At 70.0% G+C, this 25,630-nt stretch carries 24 protein-coding genes; 14 read left to right on the top strand and 10 right to left on the bottom strand.

Going from position 1 to position 25,630, the window contains the following annotated elements; all coding sequences use genetic code 11:
• Positions 1-152: 152 nt before the first annotated feature.
• From rlmN to ACOKM3_RS13965, 4 genes are all read left to right on the top strand, one after another.
• The gene (rlmN, locus tag ACOKM3_RS13980; RefSeq protein ID WP_426900395.1) at positions 153-1,259 is read left to right on the top strand and encodes a dual-specificity RNA methyltransferase RlmN; all 1,107 of its coding nucleotides are present in this window, start codon (positions 153-155) and stop codon (positions 1,257-1,259) included.
• Positions 1,260-1,492: 233 nt separating this feature from the next.
• The gene (locus ACOKM3_RS13975) at positions 1,493-2,599 is read left to right on the top strand and encodes a thiamine ABC transporter substrate-binding protein (RefSeq protein ID WP_426900393.1); all 1,107 of its coding nucleotides are present in this window, start codon (positions 1,493-1,495) and stop codon (positions 2,597-2,599) included.
• Positions 2,575-4,263, top strand: coding sequence for an ABC transporter permease (locus ACOKM3_RS13970; RefSeq protein WP_426900391.1), 1,689 nt, complete (start codon positions 2,575-2,577; stop codon positions 4,261-4,263). Before ACOKM3_RS13975 ends, ACOKM3_RS13970 begins: the two co-directional genes overlap by 25 nt.
• A 6-nt stretch (positions 4,264-4,269) precedes the next feature.
• Positions 4,270-5,301, top strand: a complete 1,032-nt coding sequence (locus ACOKM3_RS13965) for an ABC transporter ATP-binding protein (protein WP_426900389.1) — start codon at positions 4,270-4,272, stop codon at positions 5,299-5,301.
• 753 nt (positions 5,302-6,054) lie between these two features.
• Here the strand turns inward: ACOKM3_RS13965 and ACOKM3_RS13960 are convergent.
• The 7 genes from ACOKM3_RS13960 to ACOKM3_RS13930 all read right to left on the bottom strand — a co-directional run bounded on the left by ACOKM3_RS13960 (position 6,055) and on the right by ACOKM3_RS13930 (position 12,570).
• Positions 6,055-6,723 carry an LAETG motif-containing sortase-dependent surface protein gene (locus tag ACOKM3_RS13960; RefSeq protein WP_426900387.1) on the bottom strand — a complete coding sequence of 223 codons (669 nt, stop codon included), beginning with the start codon at positions 6,721-6,723 and terminating at the stop codon, positions 6,055-6,057.
• Positions 6,724-6,859: 136 nt separating this feature from the next.
• A complete protein-coding gene (locus ACOKM3_RS13955) occupies positions 6,860-8,029 on the bottom strand; it encodes an LOG family protein (protein WP_426900385.1) in 1,170 nt (389 codons plus the stop codon).
• Between the two features lie 38 nt (positions 8,030-8,067).
• A complete protein-coding gene (locus ACOKM3_RS13950; protein WP_426900383.1) occupies positions 8,068-8,481 on the bottom strand; it encodes a VOC family protein in 414 nt (137 codons plus the stop codon).
• A 77-nt stretch (positions 8,482-8,558) separates the two neighbouring features.
• Positions 8,559-9,728 (bottom strand): hypothetical protein, encoded by a 1,170-nt coding sequence (locus ACOKM3_RS13945; RefSeq protein ID WP_426900381.1) that lies wholly within the window; start codon positions 9,726-9,728, stop codon positions 8,559-8,561.
• Entirely contained in the window at positions 9,710-10,462 is a 753-nt protein-coding gene (locus tag ACOKM3_RS13940) for an ABC transporter ATP-binding protein (protein WP_426900379.1), read from the bottom strand. Before ACOKM3_RS13940 ends, ACOKM3_RS13945 begins: the two co-directional genes overlap by 19 nt.
• A gap of 228 nt (positions 10,463-10,690) precedes the next feature.
• Positions 10,691-12,070 carry an aspartate aminotransferase family protein gene (locus tag ACOKM3_RS13935; protein ID WP_426900377.1) on the bottom strand — a complete coding sequence of 460 codons (1,380 nt, stop codon included), beginning with the start codon at positions 12,068-12,070 and terminating at the stop codon, positions 10,691-10,693.
• Positions 12,055-12,570: an Lrp/AsnC family transcriptional regulator gene (locus ACOKM3_RS13930; RefSeq protein WP_266714722.1), complete on the bottom strand. Its 516-nt coding sequence runs from the start codon at positions 12,568-12,570 to the stop codon at positions 12,055-12,057. The genes ACOKM3_RS13935 and ACOKM3_RS13930 overlap by 16 nt, the downstream gene beginning before the upstream one ends.
• Positions 12,571-12,736: 166 nt before the next feature.
• Here ACOKM3_RS13930 and ACOKM3_RS13925 point away from each other — a divergent pair, with 166 nt between their 5' ends.
• From ACOKM3_RS13925 to ACOKM3_RS13910, 4 genes are all read left to right on the top strand, one after another.
• Positions 12,737-14,179: a gamma-aminobutyraldehyde dehydrogenase gene (locus ACOKM3_RS13925; RefSeq protein WP_426900375.1), complete on the top strand. Its 1,443-nt coding sequence runs from the start codon at positions 12,737-12,739 to the stop codon at positions 14,177-14,179.
• A gap of 11 nt (positions 14,180-14,190) precedes the next feature.
• A complete protein-coding gene (locus tag ACOKM3_RS13920) occupies positions 14,191-14,679 on the top strand; it encodes a DUF1990 family protein (RefSeq protein ID WP_426900374.1) in 489 nt (162 codons plus the stop codon).
• Positions 14,680-14,809: 130 nt separating this feature from the next.
• Positions 14,810-16,012 carry a polyamine ABC transporter substrate-binding protein gene (locus ACOKM3_RS13915; protein WP_426900372.1) on the top strand — a complete coding sequence of 401 codons (1,203 nt, stop codon included), beginning with the start codon at positions 14,810-14,812 and terminating at the stop codon, positions 16,010-16,012.
• 64 nt (positions 16,013-16,076) lie between these two features.
• Positions 16,077-16,652 (top strand): HXXEE domain-containing protein, encoded by a 576-nt coding sequence (locus ACOKM3_RS13910; RefSeq protein WP_426900370.1) that lies wholly within the window; start codon positions 16,077-16,079, stop codon positions 16,650-16,652.
• On the opposite strand, the gene ACOKM3_RS13905 is transcribed toward ACOKM3_RS13910, so the two are convergent.
• Both ACOKM3_RS13905 and ACOKM3_RS13900 read right to left on the bottom strand, forming a co-directional pair.
• A complete protein-coding gene (locus tag ACOKM3_RS13905; protein WP_426900369.1) occupies positions 16,603-17,286 on the bottom strand; it encodes a glycerophosphodiester phosphodiesterase in 684 nt (227 codons plus the stop codon). The two genes, ACOKM3_RS13910 and ACOKM3_RS13905, sit on opposite strands and share 50 nt — an antisense overlap.
• Before the next feature lie 98 nt (positions 17,287-17,384).
• Entirely contained in the window at positions 17,385-18,440 is a 1,056-nt protein-coding gene (locus ACOKM3_RS13900) for an adenosine deaminase (protein ID WP_426900367.1), read from the bottom strand.
• A gap of 98 nt (positions 18,441-18,538) precedes the next feature.
• Between ACOKM3_RS13900 and ACOKM3_RS13895 the strand changes: the two genes are divergently transcribed.
• Positions 18,539-18,955 carry a DUF4190 domain-containing protein gene (locus ACOKM3_RS13895; RefSeq protein WP_426900365.1) on the top strand — a complete coding sequence of 139 codons (417 nt, stop codon included), beginning with the start codon at positions 18,539-18,541 and terminating at the stop codon, positions 18,953-18,955.
• A 48-nt stretch (positions 18,956-19,003) separates the two neighbouring features.
• On the opposite strand, the gene ACOKM3_RS13890 is transcribed toward ACOKM3_RS13895, so the two are convergent.
• Positions 19,004-19,582: an NADAR family protein gene (locus ACOKM3_RS13890; protein ID WP_426900363.1), complete on the bottom strand. Its 579-nt coding sequence runs from the start codon at positions 19,580-19,582 to the stop codon at positions 19,004-19,006.
• Positions 19,583-19,781: 199 nt separating this feature from the next.
• On the opposite strand from ACOKM3_RS13890, the gene ACOKM3_RS13885 reads away from it, so the two are divergent.
• From ACOKM3_RS13885 to ACOKM3_RS13865, 5 genes are read left to right on the top strand one after another with little or no spacing between them, the layout of a single operon-like run.
• On the top strand, positions 19,782-21,332 hold the full coding sequence (locus ACOKM3_RS13885; RefSeq protein WP_426900361.1) for a gamma-aminobutyraldehyde dehydrogenase: 1,551 nt from the start codon (positions 19,782-19,784) through the stop codon (positions 21,330-21,332).
• A 58-nt stretch (positions 21,333-21,390) separates the two neighbouring features.
• Entirely contained in the window at positions 21,391-22,653 is a 1,263-nt protein-coding gene (locus ACOKM3_RS13880) for a polyamine ABC transporter substrate-binding protein (RefSeq protein ID WP_426900359.1), read from the top strand.
• A 52-nt stretch (positions 22,654-22,705) separates the two neighbouring features.
• Positions 22,706-23,878, top strand: a complete 1,173-nt coding sequence (locus ACOKM3_RS13875; RefSeq protein WP_426900358.1) for an ABC transporter ATP-binding protein — start codon at positions 22,706-22,708, stop codon at positions 23,876-23,878.
• Entirely contained in the window at positions 23,875-24,807 is a 933-nt protein-coding gene (locus tag ACOKM3_RS13870; protein WP_426900356.1) for an ABC transporter permease, read from the top strand. Before ACOKM3_RS13875 ends, ACOKM3_RS13870 begins: the two co-directional genes overlap by 4 nt.
• 11 nt (positions 24,808-24,818) lie before the next feature.
• The gene (locus tag ACOKM3_RS13865; RefSeq protein WP_426906789.1) at positions 24,819-25,607 is read left to right on the top strand and encodes an ABC transporter permease; all 789 of its coding nucleotides are present in this window, start codon (positions 24,819-24,821) and stop codon (positions 25,605-25,607) included.
• The last annotated feature ends 23 nt before the right edge of the window (positions 25,608-25,630 follow it).

Genomic DNA, 25,630 nt, shown 5'->3' with positions numbered 1-25,630 from the left:
AGTAGGTCGTGAGCAGGGGAAACAGGCCAGTCGCCGGGCCGTCTGTGGGCCGTCCGAGGGCGCTCGACAGCGACCGGCAGTGACCGACGATGACAGGAGCCCCGAGCTTCAGGCCCAGGTCACCCCGCCGCATCTGCGACACTGGATACGCTATGCCTAAGCCCGGAGAACTCACGTTCGTCGCCCCCCGCGGAGCCAAGAAGCCGCCGCGGCACCTTGCTGATCTTTCGCCTGCTGAGCGGAAGGAAGCTGTTGCTGCGATCGGTGAGAAGCCGTTTCGCGCCAAGCAGCTCTCGCAGCACTACTTCGCGCGGTACGCGCACGATCCCGCGGAGTGGACCGACATCCCCGCGGGGTCGCGCGAGAAGCTGCGGGAGGCGTTGCTGCCGGAGCTGATGACCGTCGTGCGGCATCTGTCGACCGACAACGACACGACGCGCAAGACGTTGTGGAAGTTGTTCGACGGGACGCTCGTCGAGTCCGTGCTGATGCGGTATCCCGACCGCGTGACGATGTGTATCTCGTCGCAGGCCGGGTGCGGGATGAACTGCCCGTTCTGCGCCACCGGGCAGGCCGGGCTCGACCGGAATCTGTCGACCGGTGAGATCGTGCATCAGATTGTTGATGGGATGCGTGCTCTCAGGGACGGGGAGATTCCTGGTGGCCCTGCGCGGCTCAGCAACATCGTGTTCATGGGCATGGGCGAGCCGCTCGCCAACTACAAGCGCGTCATCCAGGCCATCCGCGCGCTCACCGACCCGGAGCCGGACGGCGTCGGGCTCAGCCAGCGCGGGATCACCGTGTCGACGGTCGGGCTCGTGCCCGCCATCAACCGGTTCACCGACGAGGGGCTGAAGTGCCGGCTCGCGATCTCGCTGCACGCTCCTGACGACGAGCTGCGCGACACCCTCGTACCCGTCAACACGCGGTGGAACGTGCGCGAGGTGCTCGACGCCGGGTTCGAGTACTCCGCCAAGTCCGGGCGCCGGCTGTCCATCGAGTACGCGCTCATCCGGGACATCAATGACCAGGCGTGGCGCGGCGACCGGCTCGGGCGGATGCTCAAGGGGAAGCCGGTGCATGTGAATTTGATTCCCCTCAACCCGACTCCGGGCTCGAAGTGGACCGCCTCGCGGCCCGAGGACGAGAAGGCCTTCGTCGACGCCATCGCCGCGCACGGCGTCCCGGTCACCATCCGGGACACCCGTGGCCAGGAGATCGACGGAGCCTGTGGACAGCTGGCGGCCACCGAGCGGTAGCCTGGCTACCGTAAGTACGACAACTACATCTGCATTTCCGACAGGGGAGCGCCACAGCGCTGAGAGTGCGGCAACCGGCCGCAGACCCTCTGGACCTTGCCCGGGTCATTCCGGGTAGGAAGTTCGGACACCACTCAAGCTGTTGCGCCCTGCCCGGAGCTCTGGCCGTTGTTGCCGGAAGGCTCCGGGCAGGGCCGCGTCTTCTCCTGGTCACCTCCAGGAGGAATGAAGTAGTGAGTAAGAGGAAGTCCGCCGGTAAGTCGGCCACCAGCGCGTACGTCGCCGTGGTCGTCGGGGTCGGGCTCGTCGCGCTGTCCGCGTGCGGGGCCTCGGGCGGCGGCTCGGGTGCCGCGGCCGATTCGAAGACCGTGACCCTCGTGAGTCACGATTCGTGGGCCGTATCGAAGGGCGTACTGAAGGACTTCGAGAAGAGCTCCGGCTACAAGGTCAAGGTCCTCAAGGACGGGGACGCCGGCGAGGCCGTCAACAAGGCGATCCTGTCCAAGGACAATCCGCAGGGCGACGTCTTCTTCGGCGTCGACAACACCCTGCTCTCGCGGGCCCTCGACAACGGGATCTTCTCCTCGTACAAGGCCAAGGGGCTGAGCGAGGTGGAGGGGCGGTACCGGCTCGACAAGGGGAAGGACCGGGTTACTCCTGTTGATACCGGGTCTCTCTGCGTCAATTACGACAAGGCTTATTTCGAGAAGCACGATCTCGCGCCGCCGGCGTCCTTCGCCGATCTCACCAAGCCGGCCTACAAGAACCTGCTGGTCACGGAGAACGCGTCCACGTCGTCGCCCGGTCTCGGCTTTCTGCTCGGGTCCGCCGCCAAGTACGGAGACGACGGCTGGCAGGCGTACTGGAAGAAGCTGAAGGCCAATGGCGTGAAGGTGGTCGACGGCTGGGACCAGGCCTACAACGAGGAGTTCAGCGGGAGCGCCGGCGGGAAGAAGGCCGGCGGCGACCGGCCGCTCGTCGTGTCGTACGCGTCCTCGCCGCCGGCCGAGGCCGTGTACGCCGACCCGCAGCCGAAGACCTCGCCGGTCGGGGTCGCCAAGGGGACCTGCTTCCAGCAGGTCGAGTTCGCGGGGCTGCTCAACGGGGCGCAGAACGAGAAGGGCGGCAAGGCGCTGCTCGACTTCCTGGTCTCCAAGAAGTTCCAGGAGGACATGCCGCTCAACATGTTCGTCGACCCCGTGACGAAGAACGCCACCGCGCCGGCCGACTACACCAAGTACGCGGTGAAGATCGACGATCCCGAGACGATGGGCCCGCGCAAGATCGCGGACAATCGGGACGACTGGGTGAAGTCGTGGACGTCGCTCGTACTGAAGTAGTCACCAAAGCGCCTGAGGCGCCCAAGAGGAACGCGGCGCGGCTTGGGCTCATGGCTCTGCCCGTCGTGTTCTTCGGGCTGTTCTTCGCCTATCCGGTCGTCGCGATCGTCGAGCGCGGGCTGCATGTCGACGGGGTCTGGCAGTTCGGGCGGATCCTGGACGTGCTCGGGCAGTCCGACATCCGGCACGTCCTGTGGTTCACGGTGTGGCAGGCGCTCGCTTCGACCGCGCTGACGCTGCTGATCGCGCTGCCGGGGGCGTATGTCTTCGCCCGGTTCGAGTTCCCCGGCAAGCAGGTGCTGCGGGCTGTGGTGACGGTGCCGTTCGTGTTGCCGACGGTCGTCGTGGGCACTGCTTTTCTCGCGCTCGTCGGGAAGGGCGGGTTGATTGACGAATTGTGGGGTGCCCGGCTCGACACCACCGTGTGGGCGATTCTGCTCGCGCATGTCTTCTTCAATTACGCGGTGGTGGTGCGGACCGTCGGTGGGCTGTGGGCGCAGCTCGATCCGCGGCAGGAGGAGGCCGCGCGGATGCTCGGCGCCTCGCGGTTCGCGGCGTGGCGGAAGGTGACGCTGCCGGCGCTCGGGCCCGCTGTCGCCGCCGCCTCGTTGATGGTGTTCCTGTTTACGTTCACGTCTTTTGGTGTCGTGCAGATTCTGGGTGGGCCGGGGTTCTCGACTCTTGAGGTCGAGATCTATCGGCAGACGGCGCAGATCTTTGATCTCTCGACCGCCGCTGTGCTGACCATCGTGCAGTTCGTGGCCGTCGGGCTGATTCTCGGTGTGCACGCGTGGACCGTGCGGCGGCGGGAGAGCGCGCTGAGGCTCGTCGACGCCGCGCATACGTCGCGCAGGCCGCGCGGGGCCGGGCAATGGGCGCTGCTGGGCGGGGTGTTGGCGTCCGTTGTGGTGTTGATCGTGTTGCCGCTGGGCGTGCTGGTGGAGCGCTCGCTCGACGCGCCGGGCGGGTACGGGTTCGGGTACTACCGGGCGCTCACCGACGCCGACGGCGGGACCTTCCTCGTGCCGCCGATCGATGCGATCTGGAACTCGCTGGAGTACGCGCTTGCCGCCACTGCCATCGCAGTGGTGATCGGGGGGCTGGCGGCGGCTGCTTTGACCCGTCGTGCGGGGCGGCTCGTGCGCGGGTTCGACGCGTTGTTGATGCTGCCGCTGGGGGTGTCGGCGGTGACGGTCGGGTTCGGGTTCCTGATCACGCTCGACGAGCCGCCGCTCGACCTGCGGTCCATGTGGATCCTGGTGCCGCTCGCGCAGGCGCTGGTCGGGGTGCCGTTCGTGGTGCGGACGATGCTGCCGGTGCTGCGGGCCGTCGACGGGCGGCTCCGGGAGGCCGCCGCCGTGCTCGGGGCCTCGCCGCTGCGGGCCTGGCGGGAGGTCGATCTGCCGATGGTGCGGCGGGCGCTGCTGGTCGCGGCCGGGTTCGCGTTCGCCGTGTCGCTCGGTGAGTTCGGGGCGACCGTGTTCATCGCGCGGCCCGACAATCCGACGCTGCCGGTCGCCGTGGCCCGGCTGCTCGGGCGGGCCGGTGACCTCAACTACGGGCAGGCGATGGCCCTTTCGACGGTGCTGATGGTCGTGTGCGCGGCCTCGTTGCTCGTCCTTGAACGCATTCGGCCAGCCAAGGCCTCGACCGGGGAGTTCTGAGTTCTGATGTCGCTGCTGGAGTTGGACGACGCGACCGTACGGTTCGGTGGGCGCGCCGTGCTCGACGACGTGGACCTGGAGGTCGCCGAGCACGAGATCGTGTGCGTGCTCGGGCCGAGCGGCAGCGGCAAGTCGACGCTGCTGCGGGCCGTCGCCGGGCTGCAACCCCTCGACGGCGGGCGGGTGTTGCTCGGTGGCGCCGACCAGGCGGGGGTGCCCGCGCACAAGCGGGGCGTCGGCCTGATGTTCCAGGACCACCAGCTGTTCCCGCAGCGTGACGTGGGGCGGAACGTTGCGTTCGGGCTGCGGATGCACGGGGTGGGTCGTGACCAACAGGATGGGCGCGTACGGGAGTTGCTGGGGCTTGTCGGGTTGCCCGGTGCCGAGCGGCGGCCGGTCGGGGCGCTGTCCGGTGGGGAGCAGCAACGGGTCGCTCTCGCCCGGGCGCTCGCGCCGCAGCCGCGGTTGCTGATGCTGGACGAGCCGCTGGGACAGCTCGACCGTTCGTTGCGTGAGCGGCTTGTCGTCGAACTGCGGGAACTTTTCGGCGAGTTGGGGACGACCGTGCTCGCCGTCACGCACGACCAGGGTGAGGCCTTCGCGCTCGCCGACCGGGTCGTGGTGATGCGGGACGGGCGGATCGCCCAGACCGGTACGCCTCTTGAGGTGTGGCAGCAGCCGGCGGACGAGTTCGTGGCGCGGTTCCTCGGGTTCGACAACGTGGTGGAGGCGACGGTGACGGGGGCGGTCGCGGACACGCCCTGGGGGAAGGTTCCGGTGCCGGAGGGGGCGGAGCAGGGGGCCTGCCGGCTCCTCGTGCGGCCTGCGGGTGTACGTCTCGTCCCTGCCGCCGAAGCGCAGTTGGCGTGCGCCGTCACCGGGCGGACCTTCCGGGGGACGCATGTCGCGCTGCATCTGCAGCCGGGGGATGCGCCGCGCCTGGAGGCGGCTTGCGCGTTGCGGGAGGCGCCGGAGCCGGGGGATGTGGTCGGGGTCGCGTTCGACGCGGCGGAGATTGTGGTGCTGGGGGGGTTCTGACGGGGGCGGGGGCTTGGGGCTGGGCCCGGGGTTGGCGCCTGAGGTTCTTGTTGCGCGGCACCGGGGTTTGGGGGCTGGGCCGGGGTGGCGCCTTGCGTTCTTGTTGCGCGGCACTGGGGGCCGTGGCCGACGCCGTCCCCGCCATTACGCGGCACCGGGTGCCGGGGTCGGCGCCTCCCGCCCTGGTTGCGCTGCACCGGGGTGCCGCCTTGCCCACCCTGCCGCCCCAGGCGGCAGATTGCCCAAGGCGGCGGGCGTCGGCCGCGGTGGGTGGGGAGCCGTGCTTGCGGCGGGTTGCCCGAGGCGGTGGCGGCAGCCCGTCGGGTCGACGCCCCCGGAGGGGGCGGGTGGTGGGAGATGGGCGGGAGGCGGGCCGTTGCGTTGCCTGCGGGTGGGCGGTTCAAGCCCCGCTTTGGGGTGGGAGCCTGCGGGGGCCGGGGCGGCGTCGACCTCGATGGGTGGGGAGCCGTGGCTGGCGGGGGGGCCCAAGGCGGGGCGGCGGTCACGGCGGCCGTGGTGGGCGACGGATCGCCCAAGGCCGTGGCGGCACCCCGTCGGGCCGACGTCCCCGGAGGGGGCGGGTGGGTGGGAGGTGAGCGGAGAAACGGGCCGACGTGCCGAGGTGGGGTGTCCGGCAGGCCGGGCCACGTCGCCCTCGACGCAGCGGGCCACCCCGCCGTCCACGTAGCCCACCCGCAGGCCACTGCCGAGCGCGAAGGTGGGCGTCGACCATGGGCGACGCCCACCCGGCGGCTACTTCTGGGCGGAGCCCTTGCGGCGGAGGGCGAAGACCACGCCGCCGCCCGCGACGACGAGGAGCGCCGCGATGGCGGCGATCATCGGGGTGTTGCTGCTGGAGCCGGTCTCGGCGAGGTTGGAATCACCGGCCGGGGAGGCCGAGTTGCTCGGGGCGGGGGCCGCCGCCGGGGCGCTCGTGGAGGGGGCCGGCTTCTCGGCCGGGGCCGAGGTGTTCGGCGCCGCGGACGTCGGAGGCGTCGACGGCTTCTCGGTGGCGCACGCCGTCGCCGGGGCGGTGACGCCGCCCTTGATGTCGTTGTCGACGTTGAAGCGGTCGGTCTTCACGTGGACGCGGTACGTCGCGCCCGCCTTCCAGGCCTCCTTGAAGGTGATCGTGGCGCCCTCCTTGGAACCCTTCACGACCTGGGAGCCGACCTGCTCCTCGGAACCGCCGGACGTGCGGAAGACGGTGACGGTCGCCGGGGTGCCGGAGGCGTCGACGTCGGTGACGGTGATGACGCCCTGCTGGCCGTCGCAAGCGGCCTTGGCGGTGAACTCGCTGATGTCGCACGCCGAAGCGGTGCCTGCGACGCCGAGCGTCAGGACCGTCGCGGCGGCGGCCACGCCGGCGTAGCGGGCCGCTCTGGAGGAGATGCGCTGAGATATGCGGGGGGCTACGGACACAGCTGTCCTTCACATGTGCTGGGAAGAGGAGGGGCGCGGCACGGTGCGAACGCACCTCGAAGCTCAACACCCCCACGGTCACCGATGGTTTATCGGTGACCGTGACGCAGCGTCAATGCCCTGGGGTCATCACCTGTCACTCTTGACCCGCGCTTGACCCTGCGTTCCGGCCGAGGCGTTCGATCGTCTCGCCCGCCTCGTCGGCCGTGTCCACCAGTGCGATGCGGTCCTCCATGGACCGCTCGCGGGCGAGCGCCTGCAACAGCGGCCAGGTGGGAAGCCGTTCGGTCCAGTGGGCGCGGTCGACCAGGACCATCGGGGTCGGTTCGCCGCGCGACTCGTAGTAGTTGGGCGTCGCGTTGTCGAAGATCTCCTGCACCGTGCCCGCCGCGCCCGGCAGGAAGATCACGCCCGCGTTGGAGCGCGCCAACAGGCCGTCCTCGCGGGTGGCGTTGGCGAAGTACTTGGCGATGTGCTCCGCGAACGCGTTCGGCGGCTCGTGCCCGTAGAACCACGTGGGGATGCCCACGGAGGGGCCGCCGCCCGGCCAGCGCTCCCGTACGGCGAAGGCCGCGTCCGCCCAGTCGGTGATCGACGGGGTGAACGACGGTGACTTGGCGAGGAGTTGGAGCGCGTCGTCGAGCATCGCGTCGGCGAACGGCGCCGCGTACGCGCCCAGGTTCGCGGCCTCCATCGCGCCGGGACCGCCGCCCGTCGCCACCGTGAGGCCCGCGCGGGCCAGCGTCCGGCCGAGCCGGGCGGCGCCCGCGTACGCCTCCGTGCCGCGCGCCATCGCGTGACCGCCCATGACGCCCACCACCCGCGCCCCGACGAGGAGTTCGTCGAGCGCGTCGGACACCGAGTCGTCGTGCACGGCGCGCAGCATCGACGCGAACACGTCGCCGTCGGCCTTGGTGCGCTGGAACCATTCGTACGCGCGGGCGTCGGGAGTGGCCGCGTAACCGCCCTCGGAGGTAAGGCCCTCGAAGAGCTCGGCGGGGGCGTAGAGGCGACCGCGGTACGGGGCGAAGGGGAGGCCGGGGACAGGCGGGAAGACCAGCGCGCCGCGCGCCCTGACCTCGGCCGCGGCCCGCTCGTCCATCGGGCAGCCGAGGAATATGGCGCCCGCGACATCGGTGGCGAGGAGCCGCGACGTACGGTCCGTCAGGTCGACGGCCTGTACGCGGTGCCCGGCCAGCGAGTCGCGCGCGGCCACCACCTCGTCGAACTCCGCGAGCGTCTCGATCTCGCGGTCGGAGGTGGTGGCAGGCACGGACGGTTCGGGGGAATGCTCTGGAGTCGGCACCCGCCCATGCTAAACACGGGCGGGCGCCCGGGCGTTGGTCAGCCCTCGACGACCGACGGGTCCATCCACATGACCTCGAAGGTGTGCCCGTCGAGGTCGTCGAAGGCCCGGCCGTACATGAAGCCGTGGTCCTGCTTCTCGCCGGTCTCGGTGCCGCCCGCGGCGATCGCCCGGTCCACGAGCTCGTCGACCTTCTCGCGGCTCTCGGCGCTCAGCGCGAGGAGCACCTCGCTGTTGCTCGTCGAGTCGATGATCGTCTTCTTGGTGAAGCCCGCGTACTTCTCCCTGGTGAGCAGCATGACCACGATGTGCTCGCTGATCACGATGGAGCTGGTGGAGTCGTCCGAGAACTGGGCGTTGCGCTCGTACCCCAGCTCCGTGAAGAACTTGGTGGACGCCGCCACGTCGTTCACGGCCAGGTTCACGAAGATCATCTGCTGGTACTCGCTCATGATGTGTCCGTCGCCTTCTCGGAGAAGTGAAGTGGTGTGGTGCGTACGAACAGGTAGACGGCCAGTGTCGCCAAAACTCATCGAGCCGTCAGCGGTGCTGCCGAAAGTTCCGCGACGAGCCAGGTCAGCGGCCCGAACACGACCAGCAGGGCGCAGGCCCTGAGCGCCACCGCCCCGCGCAGCGCGGTCGCGGGCGCCCCGATCCGAAGCAGCGCCTGCGTCGTGTGCCGCCGCGCCTGGCGGGCCTCGAAGGACGCGGTGACCAGCGTCGCCACGGCGCAGCCGACGACCAGCACCGCGCCGAGCGTCGCCAGCGGCCCGACGCCCGCCGCCGCACCCTCGCGCTCGCCGTACACGGTCGCCGCCGCGAACGCCCCCGACGCCACCGCGCAGACGACGCCGAGCGGCCGGCCGACGCGCCGCGCCTCCTCCTGGAGCACCCGGCCCGCGAGCAGCCGCACCGCCGAGGGGCGTACGGACTGCAGCGCGCGCCCGCACAGATACGTGAGCCCGGGACCGGCGAGCGCCAGGCCGAGCGCGGTCAGCGTCCACCCGGCGAGCACGCCCGTGGGGCTGCCGGTGAGGCCGCCGGGCAGCCGGGAGCCCGCGGCGCCGCGCGCGCTCGCCGCGTACGTCTCCACGGCGAGGCCCGCGGCGAGCAGCGCGAAGCCCCACGGCAGTCCGGTCGGAGCGGCCGCGGGCTCCTGGGGTTCCTCGGTGTCCCTGACGGGCCGGGCGAGCTGCGGGCGCAGCGCGAGGGCGCTCGCCGCGGACGCCGCGAGCGGCACCCAGGTCAGCAGGGTGAGCGTGGCGGCGAGTGGCAGGGGCCGGTCGGCGGCGAGCAGTCCGCTGGCCGCGCCGTCGAACGGGAGGCCCGAGAGATCGCCCCGCAGGTGAAGGAAGAACAGCAGCGCCAGCATCGAGCCGAGCGTGCAGGCGATCGCCGTGGAGATCGCGGCGAGCAGGGTGAGGCGGGCCGGGCCGAGGCCCACGGCGTTCAGCCCCGCGCGCGGCTGCGTACCGGGGTCGGAGCGCGCCACGGCGACCGCGAAGTACACCGTCGCGGCGATCGGCAGCGCGCACCAGGCGAGGCGCAGCAGGGAGTTGGCCGCGGCGTCCGGGTGCCCGAGCGCGTGGCCGAGCGTGCACAGGAGCAGAAAGCCGGTGCCGGCCGATGCGGCGGCGACCAGGAGCCTGCGCAGCTGGACCAGGGGGTGCGCGCCGCGCGCTAGACGGAGAGCGAGCACGCGGCGCGGCCTTCCCCTTCGGGGGCCTTCTCGGGCAGCGGCACGGTGTGCACGCGGCGCCCGTCGAGCAGCGACTCCGTGCGGTCGGCGAGCGCGCCCACCGCGGAGTCGTGGGTGGCGAGGACGACCGTGATGTCGTGCGAGCGGGCCGCGGCGGTGAGGGTGCGCATGATGTGGGCGCTGTCGGCGCGGTGCAGGGTCGCGGTCGGCTCGTCGGCGAACACCACGTGCGGGGCGTGCGCGAGGGCGCGGGCGATGGCGACGCGCTGGCGCTCGGCGACGGACAGGGCGTGCGGGCGCTTGCGGGCGAGGCGGCCGACGTCGAGCCGGTCGAGCCACTCGTGGGCGGCGGTCTTGGCGGGGCGCCGGGGGGTGCCGCGCAGCATCAGCGGCAGGGCGGCGTTCTCCCACACGTTCAGCTCGGGCACGAGGACCGGCTCGGGGTCGATCCAGCCGAACCGGTCGCGGCGCAGCCGTTCGCGGACCAGCGGACCCATCGTGTGCACGGGCGTGCTGTTGAACCACACCTCGCCCTGCTGCGGCAGGAGCTGACCGGAGAGGCAGCGCAGCAGCGTCGTCTTCCCGCTGCCGCGCGGGCCGGTGACGGCGAGGATCTCGCCCTCGCGGACACCGAGCGAGACACCGGTGAGCGCGGGGGATCCGCTGTCCGATCCGCTGTGCGCAAAGTGCAGGGCACGCGCCCACAGCACGTCGTTGTCCGGCGGGGCCACCATCGCGTACACCTCGGTTCAGATCAGTTGCCTTCGCTCGTACGGGGGAACGAAGGCGCGGCCGATCGGTCACTGGGCACGGTAGGTACGCACGGGCGGGGGCCGGAGAAAAGACGCGGCCCGGCCGCTCCCATCTCACTCGGATGGGTGCAACCGGGCCGCGTATCAAGCCAGTTGGCGTTCCGTGGCCGCCCTGGCTCAGACCGTGGATCGGAGCTGGTCCGGATCCGGTCAGATCTTCGTCCAGGCCTCCGTGAGCACCTGGCGGATGATCCCCTCGATCTCGTCGAAGGTGGACTGGTCGGAGACCAGCGGCGGGGAGAGCTGGATGACCGGGTCGCCACGGTCGTCGGCGCGGCAGTACAGGCCGTACTCGAAGAGCTTCTTCGAGACGTAGCCGTACAGGATCCGCTCGGACTCCTCGTCCGTGAAGGTCTCCTTGGTGGCCTTGTCCTTCACGAGCTCGATGCCGTAGAAGAAGCCGTTGCCGCGGACGTCGCCGACGATCGGCAGGTCGTTCAGCTTCTGCAGCGTGTTGAGGAAGTTCGCCTCGTTGTCCAGCACGTGCTGGTTGAGGCCCTCGCGCTCGAAGATGTCCAGGTTCGCGAGACCCACGGCGGCGGAGACCGGGTGGCCACCGAACGTGTAGCCGTGCAGGAACGTGTTGTCGCCCTTGTAGAACGGCTCGGCGATCCGGTCGGAGACGATGGCCGCACCGATCGGGGAGTAGCCGGACGTCATGCCCTTGGCGCAGGTGATGATGTCCGGGATGTAGCCGAACTTGTCACAGGCGAACATCGTGCCGAGGCGGCCGAAGGCGCAGATGACCTCGTCGGAGACGAGCAGCACGTCGTACTTGTCGCAGATCTCGCGCACGCGCTGGAAGTAGCCGGGCGGCGGCGGGAAGCAGCCACCGGCGTTCTGCACCGGCTCCAGGAAGACGGCCGCGACCGTCTCCGGGCCCTCGAACAGGATCTCCTGCTCGATCTGGTCGGCGGCCCAGCGGCCGAAGGCCTCCGGGTCGTCGCCGTGGATCGGGGCGCGGTAGATGTTCGTGTTCGGCACCTTGTGCGCGCCCGGGACGAGCGGCTCGAAGGGGGCCTTGAGGGCCGGCAGACCCGTGATGGACAGGGCGCCCTGCGGGGTGCCGTGGTAGGCGACCGCGCGCGAGATGACCTTGTACTTCGTGTGGTTGCCGTTGAGCTTGTGGTACTGCTTCGCCAGCTTCCACGCGGTCTCGACGGCCTCGCCGCCACCGGTGGTGAAGAAGACCTTGTTGAGGTCGCCCGGCGCGTAGTGGGCGAGGCGCTCGGCCAGCTCCACGGCCTTGGGGTGGGCGTACGACCAGATCGGGAAGAACGCCAGCTCGGCCGCCTGCTTGGCGGCGACCTCGGCGAGCTCCTGTCGACCGTGACCTGCCTGGACCACGAACAGGCCGGAGAGGCCGTCCAGGTACTTCTGGCCCTTGTCGTCGTAGATGTAGGTGCCCTCGCCACGCACGATGGTGGGAACGGGCGCGTTCTCGTACGACGACATGCGGGTGAAGTGCATCCACAGGTGGTCGTACGCGGTTCGGCTGAGGTCCTTGCTCACGGCTATCGGGTTCCCCACATATAGGTCTGCTTCTTGAGCTTCAGGTAAACGAAGCTCTCGGTGGAGCGCACTCCGGGGAGGGCCCGGATGCGTCGGTTGATGACCTCCAGAAGGTGGTCGTCGTCCTCGCAGACGATCTCCACCATCAGGTCGAACGAGCCCGCGGTCATCACGACGTACTCGCACTCCGGCATGTCGGTGAGCGCGTCCGCCACGGGATCCAGGTCGCCCTCGACGTTGATGCCGACCATCGCCTGCCGCCTGAAGCCCACGGTGAGCGGGTCGGTGACGGCGACGATCTGCATCACGCCCTGATCGAGCAGCTTCTGGACGCGCTGGCGCACTGCCGCCTCGGACAGGCCCACGGCCTTTCCGATGGCGGCGTACGGACGCCTGCCGTCTTCTTGGAGCTGTTCGATGATGGCGAGGGAGACGGAGTCGAGCGGCGGATTGCTGCCGTTCCTCGAACTGGGTCCCTTGGGGTCTGCGCTACGACTGGCCACGGCCTCACTGTGCACGAGGACTCATCTGTTTCGCAAGCCCGGATCGATGAAATTCGTTGTCTACGAGGTTCAAGCTCACGAATTCCGTAGTTCAACAGGGGTGGGGGGTGTCGAAAACGTCCGTCCACCGTCTAGGGTGGGCGTCTCAATCTTTGGACAGCGAACAGTCAGGAGGCCGGCAGTGAGCACCAGTGAGCTGCGTCGTCTGCGTAACTACATCGACGGTGAGTTCAAGGACGCCGCCGACGGACGGACCACCGAGGTGGTCAACCCCGCCACGGGCGAGGCGTACGCGACCGCGCCGCTGTCCGGGCAGGCCGACGTCGACGCCGCGATGGCCGCCGCCGAGGCCGCGTTCCCGGCCTGGCGCGACCTGGTCCCGGGGGAGCGGCAGAAGTACCTCCTGAAGATCGCGGACGCGTTCGAGGAGCGCGCCGAGGAGCTCATCGCCGTCGAGTCGGAGAACTGTGGGAAGCCGCTCGGGCTCACCCGCAGCGAAGAGATCCCGATGATGCTCGACCAGATCCGCTTCTTCGCGGGCGCCGCGCGCATGCTCGAGGGCCGCTCCGGCGGTGAGTACATGGAGGGCCTGACGTCCTTCGTGCGCCGCGAGCCGATCGGCGTCTGCGCGCAGGTCGCGCCGTGGAACTACCCGATGATGATGGGCGTGTGGAAGTTCGCCCCGGCGCTCGCCGCGGGCAACACGGTCGTCCTCAAGCCGTCCGACACCACCCCGGCCTCCACGGCCCTGATGGCCGAGATCATCGGCTCGATCGTGCCCAAGGGCGTCTTCAACGTGGTGTGCGGCGACCGCGACACCGGCCGCCTCATGGTCGAGCACAAGACCCCGGCGATGGCCTCCATCACCGGCTCCGTGCGCGCCGGCATGCAGGTCGCCGAGTCCGCCGCGAAGGACCTCAAGCGGGTCCACCTGGAGCTCGGCGGCAAGGCCCCGGTCGTCGTCTTCGAGGACGCCGACCTCCAGAAGGCCGCCGAGGGCATCGCCGAGGCCGGTTACTTCAACGCGGGCCAGGACTGCACCGCCGCCACCCGCGTGCTCGTCCACGAGTCGGTGCACGACGAGTTCGTCACCGCGCTCGCCAAGATCGCCGCCGAGACGAAGACCGGCGCGGCCGACGACGAGGACGTCCTCTACGGCCCGCTGAACAACGCCAACCAGCTGAAGCAGGTCACCGGCTTCATCGAGCGGCTCCCGGCGCACGCCAAGGTCGAGGCCGGTGGCCACCGGGTCGGCGAGCAGGGCTACTTCTACGCCCCGACCGTCGTCTCGGGCCTCAAGCAGGACGACGAGATCATCCAGAACGAGGTCTTCGGCCCGGTCATCACCGTCCAGTCCTTCACGGACGAGGATCAGGCGGTGTCCTACGCCAACGGCGTCGAGTACGCGCTGGCCTCCTCGGTCTGGACGAAGGACCACGGCCGCGCGATGCGGATGTCCAAGGTCCTCGACTTCGGCTGCGTGTGGATCAACACCCACATCCCGCTCGTCGCCGAGATGCCGCACGGCGGCTTCAAGAAGTCGGGCTACGGCAAGGACCTGTCGGCGTACGGCTTCGACGACTACACGCGCATCAAGCACGTGATGACGTCGCTGGACGCGTGAGTCCCACCTGCGTGAGTCTCACCTATACGGAGATCGGCGCGACCCTGGCGGACGGTGAACTGCCGCCGGGGTACGCCCACTTGGACCGCCGTGTCCGGATCGGCTCGGGGCAGGAGTGCTTCGAGCGGGCCGGCGCGGCGGTCCTCGCGTGGCGCGCGCAGCGCGGGGCCGGGCTCCGGGTGACACCGGGCGGCGAGGTCGGGGAGGGCGCGGACGTGGTGCTGCGGGCGCCGTTCCTGCGGATTCCCTGCCGGGTCGTACGGGTCGTGCGCGCTCCGGAACGGATCGGGTTCGCCTACGGGACGCTGCCGGGGCATCCGGAGTGCGGCGAGGAGGCGTTCCTCGTCGAGTGGGCGGCGGACGGGGCCGTGTGGTTCCGGATCCGGGCGTTCTCGCGGCCGGGGCGGTGGTACGCGCGGCTCGGCGGGCCGGTGGCGAGGGGCGTGCAGAAGTGGGTGACCGGGCGGTATCTGCGGGCCGTCGCGGACGCGGTCGGGTGAGCGGGGACGGGTGCGCGTGCCCGGTGCGCGTGATCGGGTGCGCGCGGATCGACAAGGTGTCGGCCCCGGCCTCCGGCGCTCGACGCAGCGTCCATTGTGGGGCCAAGTCCCCGGGCGGGAGGCTGGGTTCGTGCGAGCGAACCCGATAACCCACCAGGTCAACCGTCGTTCCCTGCTGCGCGCCCTGGGCGGTGGTGCCGCGGCCGCGGCGGTCGGCGGCCTCGCCACCGGCTGCGGCGTGCCCGCCGCGTACGTCTCGCCGGGGGAGCGGGCGGGCCACGATCTGTCCGCCGACGAGAAGCGGCTCACCTGGGCCAACTGGCCGCTCTACATCGACGTCGACGACGACAACCCGTCGAAGCGGCCCACCCTCGACGCGTTCGAGAAGCGGACCGGGATCCAGGTCAAGTACACCGAAGAGATCAACGACAACGACGAGTTCTTCGGCAAGATCAGCCCGTCGCTGATGAACCACCAGAAGACCGACCGCGACCTCATCGTCATCTCCGACTGGATGTGCTCGCGTTTCGTGCGCCTCGGCTGGGTCCAGGAGATGGACCGGGCCCGGCAGCCGCACGTCACCAAGTACCTCGACCCGCTGCTGCGTTCGCCGGCCTTCGACCCGGGCCGCAAGTTCACCGTGCCGTGGCAGTCCGGCATCACCGGCATCGCGTACGACAGGCGCAGGCTGGGCCGCGAGATCAAGCACGTCTCGGACCTCTGGGCGGACGACCTGAAGGGGCGCGTCACCCTCCTCTCCGGCCTCGACGAGTCCTTCGCCCTCCTCATGCAGGGCAACGGCGTCGACATCGCCAAGTGGACCGGCGCCGACTTCGACAAGGTCTGCGACCAGGTCGAGAAGCTCGTGAAGGCGAAGCACATCCGCCGCTTCACCGGCAACGACTACATCAAGGACCTCTCCAGCGGCGACGTCCTCGCCTGCCAGGCGTACAGCGGCGACATCATCCAGCTCCAGGCCGACAACCCGAACATCGAGTTCGTGGTGCCCGAGGAGGGCGCCGAGCTCTGGGCCGAGTCCCTGATGATCCCCAACCTCGCCGACCACAAGGCCAACGCCGAGCGCCTGATCGACTACTACTACCGACCGGAGGTCGCGGCGGAGCTGGCCGCGTGGGTCAACTACGTCTGCCCGGTCCCGGCGGCCCGCGACGTTCTCGCCTCGTCCAAGGACAAGGAGACCGCCGAACTCGCCGAGGACCCGCTGATCTTCCCCGACGACCGGATGCGCTCCCGGCTCGCGATCGCCCGTGACATCAAGCCGGCGGAGCGTACCGAGTTCTCGAAGCGGTGGAACAGGATCGCGGGGCTGTGAGACGCGACGCGTGCCACAACGAAGCCTCCACAGCGGCGAGTTGAGGCAGTCATAAGCTGTGGCCATGACCGCTGATCACCAGTCGCACGTCGGGGCCGCGGTGACCCTGGGGCTCTTCGCCGCCTGGGCGCTGCACGACACCGAAGAGGTGCTCACCGCTCCGCGCTGGATCCGGGAGAGCGTGCCGCGGCTGCGCGAGCGGTGGCCGGGGGTGCCCGAGCGGGTGTGGCGGGGCATGGAGGGTGTCGACGAGCGGGAGTTCACGGCCGCCGTCGGTGTCATGGCCGGGATCGTCGGCGCGGGGGCCGTCGCAGGCTGGGCGAGCGGCGGCCGCAGCGCCACGTACCAGGCCATGCTGAACGGGTTCGGCGCGCACGGCCTGCTGCACATCGGCCAGGCCGTCGCCGTACGCGGTTACACCCCGGGCGTCGCGACCTCGCCGGTGCTCGTCGTGCCGTTCGCCCTGTGGGCGCGGGGGCGGCTGAAGAAGGCCGGGGTGCTGCGGCCGGGCCGCGCCCGGGACGTCGCCGCCGGGGTCGCCTGGGCGGCCGCGGCGACGGCCGTGTCGCACGGGGTGGCACGCCGGGTCGTCAGGCCTCGCCGCGCAGCGACGTCAGGACGTCGACGCGGTTCGTCGTGATGGAGTCCACGCCGATGTCGAGCAGGCGGCGCATCGAGCGCCTCGTGTCCGGGGTCCACGCCGACAGCAGGTAGCCGTCGTGGTGGACGCGGGCCGCCAGGTCCCGGGTCACCAGCGGGAAGCGGTAGTTGAGCCAGCGGGGCGTGAGGGCCGCGAGGAGGGCCGGGCGGGGTGGGGCCAGTGAGGTCCAGGTGAGTGCGATCTCGGCGGAGGGCGAGGCGGCGCGCACCTTGAGCATCGTCTGGGCGCCCGCGCAGTAGTAGACCCGGTCCTCCGCGCCGCAGTCGCGGACGGCGGCGACGATCGCCCGGACCGAACGCGCGTCCGCGCCCGGCAGGTCGATCATGACGCGGGCGTCCCGGCACGCCTCCAGGGCGTCCGCCAGCGTGGGCACGCCGTCCTTCGTCAGGCCGCGCACCTCGTCGGAGGAGAGCGCGGACAGCGGGCGCTCGTGGCCCCACAGGCGCTCCAGCGTGGAGTCGTGGAGCAGGACCGGGACGGCGTCCCGCGTCAGTCGTACGTCGATCTCCACCGCGTCCGCTCCCCGTTCCAGCGCGGAGCGCAGGGAGGGGAGGGTGTTCTCGCGGACGCGGTAGGGGTCGCCTCGGTGGGCCACGGCAGTCACGGTGCGCATGGCCACCATTGTGGCCTTGAGCGGGAGTGGGTGGGCGTCACCCGGCGATCGGCCGCGGGGCTCCGCCCCGGACCCCGCGCCTCAAACGCCGGCGGGGCTCAATTTGGCCAGTTCTCCGTGTAGGTGTCGATTTCCGTGATGATGCGGGCCTTGCCCGCCTCGTCGAGGAATGACTCCCGCACCGCGTTCTTGGCGAGCTCCGCCACTCCTCGCTCGTCGAGGTCGAGGAGGCGGGCCGCCACCGCGTACTCGGTGTTGAGGTCCGTGGAGAACATCGGCGGGTCGTCCGAGTTGATGGTGACCGTCACGCCCGCGTCCACGAACTGCTTGAGCGGGTGCTCGTCGAGGGTGCGGACCGCGCGCGTCGCGATGTTCGACGTCGGGCACACCTCCAGCGGGATGCCGTGCTCGGCGAGGTGCGCGAGGAGCTTCGGGTCCTGGGCCGACGACGTGCCGTGTCCGATGCGTTCGGCGCCCAGGTACGTGAGTGCGTCCCATACCGTCTCGGGGCCCGTCGTCTCGCCCGCGTGCGGCACCGAGCGCAGGCCCGCCGCGCGCGCCCGGTCGAAGTAGGGCTTGAACTGCGGTCGCGGCACGCCGACTTCGGGCCCGCCGAGCCCGAACGACACCAGGCCCTCCGGCCGCAGCGCGTCGTCCGTGGCGAGCCGCGCCGTCTCCTCCGCCGACTCCAGGCCCGCCTCGCCGGGGATGTCGAAGCACCAGCGCAGCACCGTGCCGAACTCGGCCTCCGCCGACTTGCGCGCGTCCTCGATCGCCTCCATGAAGCCGCGGGCGTCGATGCCGCGGCGCGTGGAGGAGAAGGGGGTGAGGGTGAGCTCCGCGTACCGCACGTTCTGCCGGGCCATGTCGCGGGCGATCTCGTACGTGAGGAGGCGGACGTCCTCCGGCGTGCGGATCAGGTCGACCACCGACAGGTACACCTGGATGAAGTGCGCGAAGTCCGTGAACGTGAAGAACTTCGCCAGCGCCTCGGGGTCGGCCGGAACCTTTGAGTCGGGGTGCCGGGCGGCCAGCTCCGAGACGATCCTGGGGGAGGCGGAGCCCACGTGGTGGACGTGCAGTTCCGCCTTCGGCAGTCCGGTGATGAAGGCTTGCAGGGACTGGCTCCGGCTGTCACTCGGGCTCTGGCTCACGGTTTCCTCCCCAGGAACTTGGGTGATCGGCTGATCGGGGTCCTCGTCATCGTATGCGGGGAGATCCGCGCCACGACGCGGGTCCCTAGCATGGGCGGATGAGCGAGTACGACCCGTGGCGCACGCCGCCGGCGCCCTCCTCGTACGGATACGCCAACCCGTACGCGGCGCCGGACGAGCCCGTCCCGCCACCGCCCGTCGGTCCCGAGGGCCCGACGCCGTTCCCGTACCAGGCGTACTGGTACGCGTACGGCCACGGGCTCCCGGGGTCCGTGCCGCCCCGCAACGGGCCCGGTGTCGCGGCCCTGGTGCTCGGCGTCGTCACCGCGGTCGGCTTCGTGGTGTGGCCGGTCGCGATCGTGACGGGCGTGCTGGCGGTGATCTTCGGCGTGGTCGGCAGACGGCGGGCCGGGCGCGGGGCCGCGACCAACGGCGGGCAGGCGCTGGGCGGGCTCATCTGCGGCGTCGGCGGGCTGCTGTCGGCGGTCGGGATCGCGATCGCCGTCCTGGCCTGAGCCCCCGGGGCCGGTTTCCGGGACGAGCCCCCCGGGGCCGCCCCCGGATCAGCGCAGCCGCTCTCTCGCCGCCATCAGCGCGAACCCCAGCAGATTCAGCCCCCGCCACGCCTCCGGATCCGCCGCCCCCGCGTCGTCCGCCGCCAGCCCGATGCCCCACACCTGATCCATCGGACTCGCCTCCACCAGCACCCGCTCGCCCGTGCTCACGAGGAATTCCCGCAGCCCCGGATCCGCCGCGAACTTGTGAACGCTGCCCTCGACGACCACGCCGAAGCGCTCCCGCTCCCACACCTCGCCGTCGAAGCCGCGCACCAGGCGCCCCGCCTTCTTGGCCTCCGCCGGATGCCCGGCGGCGATCGCGCGGCGCTCCGCCTCCGGGTCCCCGAACAGGCGCGCCTTCTGAGCCATCATCCAGTGCTCCGCCGTCGCGTACTCCACGCCCGCCACCGTGAACGGCGAGGGCCACCACTGGCTGAGGCAACCCGCCCCGATCGAACCGTCCTTACGCGGTGTGTGCCCCCAGAAGTGCAGGTACTTCACGCTTGTCCCCGCCGCCAGAGCTTTGACCAGCGATTCCCTGCTGTCGATCTCCATACACGCGAGTCTGGCACGCACCACTGACATTCCGTCCTGCGTTTTGCAGGCGGACTCGACACCCGGTCGACAGATTCCGTCGCGTAACCAAAAGGCAACAACGGAATCACTTGTTGGCACTGTGGTCCTCTGCCAGGATCGTCACTCACATCGAGCTGGAGCTACGGCTGGAGCTACGTCGGCGCCCTCGGGACGAGGGCCGACGCAGGAGAAGCGAGAGCGAGCACTCATGCACCACCCCACCTCGGATCACCCCGCCTCGGCCGAGAACGTGGCCGCACTGGCGCAGGAACTCTTCGCGGACGGCGCGAACTTCGTCGCGGGCCGCCTCGTCAAGGGCACGTCCGGCCGCACCCACGCCGTCGTCGACCCGGCCACGGGCGCGGAGGTCTACACGTACGAACTGGCGGGCACCGCCGACGTGGACGCCGCCGTCGCCGCCGCCCGCGCGGCCTTCCCCGGCTGGGCGGGGGCCACGCCCGGCGAGCGGTCCGACGCCATGCACCGGTTCGCCGCCGTGCTCGACGAGAAGGCGGAGGAGTTCGCGCGCCTCGAGTCGTTGCAGTGCGGCAAGCCGCTCAAGCTGAGCCGCGAGTTCGACGTGCCCGGATCGATCGACAACGCCGCCTTCTTCGCCGGCGCCGCCCGGCACCTCCAGGGCCAGTCCGCGGGCGAGTACAGCGGCGACCACACCTCGTACGTACGCCGCGAGCCCATCGGTGTCGTCGGCTCCATCGCGCCGTGGAACTACCCGCTGCAGATGGCCGCCTGGAAGGTCCTTCCGGCGATCGCCGCGGGCAACACGATCGTCCTCAAGCCCGCCGAGCTCACCCCGTTCACCTCGCTCCTCTTCGCGCAGGCCGCCACCGAGGCGGGCCTCCCGGACGGCGTCGTCAACGTCATCAGCGGCGCGGGCCGCGACGCCGGCGAGCACCTCGTCGGTCACCCGGACGTCGCCATGACCTCCTTCACCGGCTCCACGGGCGTCGGCAAGCGGGTCGCCGAGATCGCCACGGCCACCGTGAAGCGGATCCACCTGGAGCTCGGCGGCAAGGCGCCGTTCGTCGTGTTCGACGACGCCGATCTCGAGGCCGCCGTGCACGGCGCGGTCGCCGGCGCGCTCATCAACACCGGCCAGGACTGCACCGCCGCCACGCGCGCGTACGTGCAGCGTCCCCTCTACGAAGCCTTCGTGGAGCAGACGGCCGCTCTGATGGAGACCGTCAGGCTCGGCGACCCGTTCGCCGACGGCACCGACCTCGGACCGCTCATCTCGCACGCCCAACGGGACCGCGTCGCCGCCTTCGTGGACCGGGCGCGCGGCTACGCGCGCGTGGTGACCGGTGGCGAGGCCCCCGGCGGCGAGCTCGCGGACGGCGCGTACTACCTGCCCACCCTCATCGCCGACGCCGCGCAGGACAGCGAGGCCGTGCAGTCGGAGATCTTCGGCCCTGTGCTGGTCGTGCTGCCCTTCGACAGCGACGACGAGGGCATCCGGCTCGCCAACGACACCCCCTACGGGCTCGCCGCCTCCGCCTGGTCCACCAATGTGTTCCGCGCGAACCGTGCCACCCGCGAGATCAAGGCGGGCTGCGTGTGGGTCAACGACCACATCCCGATCCTCAGCGAGATGCCGCACGGCGGCTACAAGGCGTCCGGCTACGGCAAGGACATGTCCGCCTACTCCTTCGACGAGTACACGCAGATCAAGCACGTCATGTTCGACAACACCGCGGTGGTGCGCAAGGACTGGCACCGCACGGTCTTCGGGGACCGATAGTCACTGTCAGGCCGACCGACCACCGGCCGCCACTCCTCCCGAAAGGGCAACCACGCGCATGGAGCAGTACGAGCCCGACAGCCTGACGCCTCTCAGTCGGCCCCAACTGGCCGCCATGCACCGCAGCTTCAGGAACGGCCGGGCAGCGATGTCCCGCCGCTCCCTGATGCGGGCCTCGGCAGGCGGCGCGCTCGCCGTCGGCGGGCTCGGCGCCCTCACGGGCTGCGGCATCCCCGCGGCGAGCAAGTCCTCGGGCGGCATCTCGTCCGAGGACCACTCGGCCAAGGAGAAGGTCATCAACTTCTCCAACTGGACCGAGTACATCGACATGAGCGACGACGAGAAGCACCGCCCGTCCCTCGAGGCCTTCACCAAACGCACCGGGATCAAGGTCAAGTACACCGAGGACATCAACGACAACGTCGAGTTCTTCGGGAAGATCAAGCCGCAGCTCGCGGCGGGCCAGGACACCGGGCGCGACATCATCGTCCTCACCGACTGGCTCGCCGCGCGCCTCATCCGCTACGGCTGGGTGCAGAAGCTCGACCCGGCCAACCTGCCGCACGCGTACACCAACCTGGCCACCCAGTTCCGCAACCCCGACTGGGACCCGGGCCGCGCGTACTCCTACCCCTGGCAGGGCATCGCGACGGTCATCGCGTACAACACCAAGGCCACCGGCGGAAAAGAGATCACCTCGGTCTCCCAGCTGCTCGACGACCCGAAGCTCAAGGGCAAGGTCGGACTGCTCTCCGAGATGCGCGACACGATCGGCATGACGCTGATCGACATGGGCAAGGACCCGCGCACCTTCAAGGCCGACGACTTCGACGCGGCGATCGCGCGCGTGCAGAAGGCCGTCGACAACAAGCAGGTGCGCCGCTTCACCGGCAACGACTACATCTCCGACCTCAGCAAGGGCGACCTCGCGGCCTGCCTCGCCTGGGCAGGGGACGTCGTCCAGCTCCAGGCGGACAACCCGCACGTCAAGTTCGCGATCCCGGACGCCGGTTACATCTCGTCGACCGACAACATGCTGGTCCCGAACAAGGCACGTCACAAGACGAACGCCGAGAAGCTCATGGACTACTACTACGAGCCGGCGGTCGGCGCGGAGCTGGCGGCGTGGATCAACTACGTCTCGCCGCTGGAGACCGGCATCGTCAAGCCGGAACTCGCCAAGATCGACAAGGATGTCGCGAACGACCCGCTGATCGTCCCCGACAAGGAGATGTCGGCGAAGGCGCACAACTTCCGCTCCCTGACGGCCAAGGAAGACACGGCGTTCGAGCAGAAGTTCGCCCAGCTCACCGGCGGCTGAGCCGATCCCGCTCGCCCAGCAACCCTGCCCTCACCGACTCCTTGGACTCACCATGACGACCCTTACGACGTCGGAGACCGGCGGAGACGTCCGTCTCTCCGGGATCAGCAAGACGTACGACAACGGCTTCACCGCCGTCCGGCCGCTCGACCTCACCGTGCCCCAGGGCTCGTTCTTCGCGCTGCTCGGCGCCTCCGGCTGCGGGAAGACCACGACGCTCCGCATGATCGCCGGACTCGAGGACCCGACCACGGGCACCGTGCACCTCGGCGACCAGGACGTGACGTCCCTGCCCCCGTACAAGCGCCCGGTGAACACCGTCTTCCAGTCGTACGCGCTCTTCCCGCACCTCGACATCTACGAGAACGTCGCCTTCGGCCTGCGCCGGCGCGGCATCAAGTCCGTGAAGAAGCAGGTCGAGGAGATGCTCGACCTGGTGCAGCTGGGCGAGCACATCCGCAAGAAGCCGCAGCAGCTCTCCGGCGGCCAGCAGCAGCGCGTCGCGGTGGCCCGCGCGCTCATCAACCACCCCAAGGTGCTGCTGCTCGACGAGCCGCTCGGCGCCCTCGACCTCAAGCTGCGCCGCCAGATGCAGCTGGAGCTCAAGCGCATCCAGACCGAGGTCGGCATCACGTTCGTGCACGTCACGCACGACCAGGAGGAGGCCATGACGATGGCCGACACCGTGGCCGTGATGAACGCGGGCACCGTCGAACAACTCGGCGCCCCCACCGACCTGTACGAGAACCCGGGCTCGACGTTCGTCGCGAACTTCCTCGGCACCTCGAACTTCATCGAGGCCGAGATCGCGGGCAGCTCCGGCGACGACCTCACCCTCAAGGCGGGCGGCGGCAAGCTCGTCCTGCCCACCGCCCGCAACTCGTCGAGCACCACCGAGACCGGCGACAAGCTGCTCCTCGGTGTGCGGCCCGAGAAGATCACGCTCACGCACGCCGACGACGCGGGCGAGATCCCCGACGGCCGCAACCGCATCACGGGGAAGATCGCCGACTCCAGCTTCATCGGCGTCTCCACCCAGTACGTCATCGACAGCCCGCTGTGCGACTCCTTCGAGGTCTACGCGCAGAACATCGAGCGCGACAGCCGCCTCGCCCCCGGCGCGGAGGTCGTCCTGCACTGGAACCCCGCGCACACCTTCGGCCTCGACGCCGCGCAGGATGTCGAGGCGGGCGCGGCCAAGGTCTCGGAGGACGCCGGCGCATGAGCACGACACTCTCCGACGCGCCCCCGGCGGCGCCCACGCCGACGGAAGAGCCGCGCAAGCCCCGCAAGCGCGGCCGCCTCGTCCCGTACTGGCTGCTGCTGCCCGGCATCCTCTGGCTGGTCGTCTTCTTCGCGCTGCCGATGGTCTACCAGGCCTCGACCTCCGTGCAGCAAGGCTCACTCGAGGACGGCTTCAAGGTCACCTGGCACTTCGCGACGTACTGGGACGCGCTGTCCGAGTACTGGCCGCAGTTCCTGCGCTCCGTGCTGTACGCGGGCCTCGCCACGATCCTGTGTCTGCTGCTCGGCTACCCGCTCGCGTATCTCATCGCGTTCCGCGCGGGCCGCTGGCGCAACTTCATCATGATCCTGGTGATCGCCCCGTTCTTCACCAGCTTCCTGATCCGTACGCTCGCGTGGAAGACCATCCTCGCGGACGGCGGCCCGGTCGTCGGCGCGCTCAACTCGCTGCACGTCCTCGACGTCACGAGCTGGCTCGGCATGACCGACGGCAGCCGGGTCCTCGCCACACCGCTCGCGGTGGTGTGCGGACTCACGTACAACTTCCTGCCGTTCATGATCCTGCCGCTGTACACCTCCCTGGAGCGGATCGACGGCCGGCTGCACGAGGCGGCGGGCGACCTGTACGCGCACCCGTTCACCACCTTCCGCAAGGTGACGTTCCCGCTGTCGATGCCGGGCGTGGTCTCCGGAACGCTGCTGACCTTCATCCCGGCGACCGGCGACTACGTGAACGCGGACCTGCTCGGCTCCACCGACACCCGCATGATCGGAAACGTCATCCAGACGCAGTTCCTGCGGATTCTCGACTATCCGACGGCGGCGGCGCTCTCCTTCATTCTCATGGCGGCCATTCTCTTCATGGTCACCTTCTACATCCGGCGTTCCGGGACGGAGGACCTCGTCTGATGTCGATGCTGATGCGCTGGCTTCGAAAGAATCTCGTGGTGATCGCGGGCCTGATCACGCTCGGCTATCTCCTGCTTCCGAACCTCGTCGTGACGGTCTTCTCCTTCAACAAGCCGAAGGGCCGCTTCAATTACGAATGGCAGGCGTTCTCGACGGATGCCTGGAAGAACCCGTGCGGCGTCGCCGACATGTGCGGCTCGCTCTCGCTGAGCCTCCAGATCGCCTTCTGGGCGACGATCGGCGCGACGGCCCTCGGCACGATGATCGCCTTCGCGCTCGTCCGCTACCGGTTCAGGGCGCGCGGCGCGATCAACTCGCTGATCTTCCTGCCGATGGCGATGCCGGAGGTCGTGATGGCGGCCTCGCTGCTCACGCTCTTCCTCAACATGGGCGCCCAGCTGGGCTTCTGGACGATCCTGATCGCCCACATCATGTTCTGCCTCAGCTTCGTGGTGACGGCGGTGAAGGCGCGCGTGATGTCGATGGACCCGCGCCTTGAGCAGGCGGCGCAGGACCTGTACGCGGGTCCGGCGCAGACGTTCCTGCGGGTGACGCTGCCGATCGCGGCGCCCGGTATCGCGGCGGGCGCGCTCCTCGCCTTCGCGCTGTCCTTCGACGATTTCATCATCACCAATTTCAACGCGGGCTCGACCGTCACGTTCCCCATGTTCGTCTGGGGTTCGGCGCAGCGCGGAACGCCCGTTCAGATCAATGTCATCGGTACGGCCATGTTCCTGGTCGCCGTACTGTGTGTGCTGGCTGCAATGACCATCGGTAAACGCAAGAACAAAACCGCTTGATCTACTCGCATTTCTGAGCATTT

Source organism: Streptomyces nidicola, from assembly GCF_050106155.1.
Taxonomy (GTDB): Bacteria; Actinomycetota; Actinomycetes; order Streptomycetales; family Streptomycetaceae; genus Streptomyces.
This window is presented reverse-complemented; position numbering and strand designations above follow the sequence as displayed.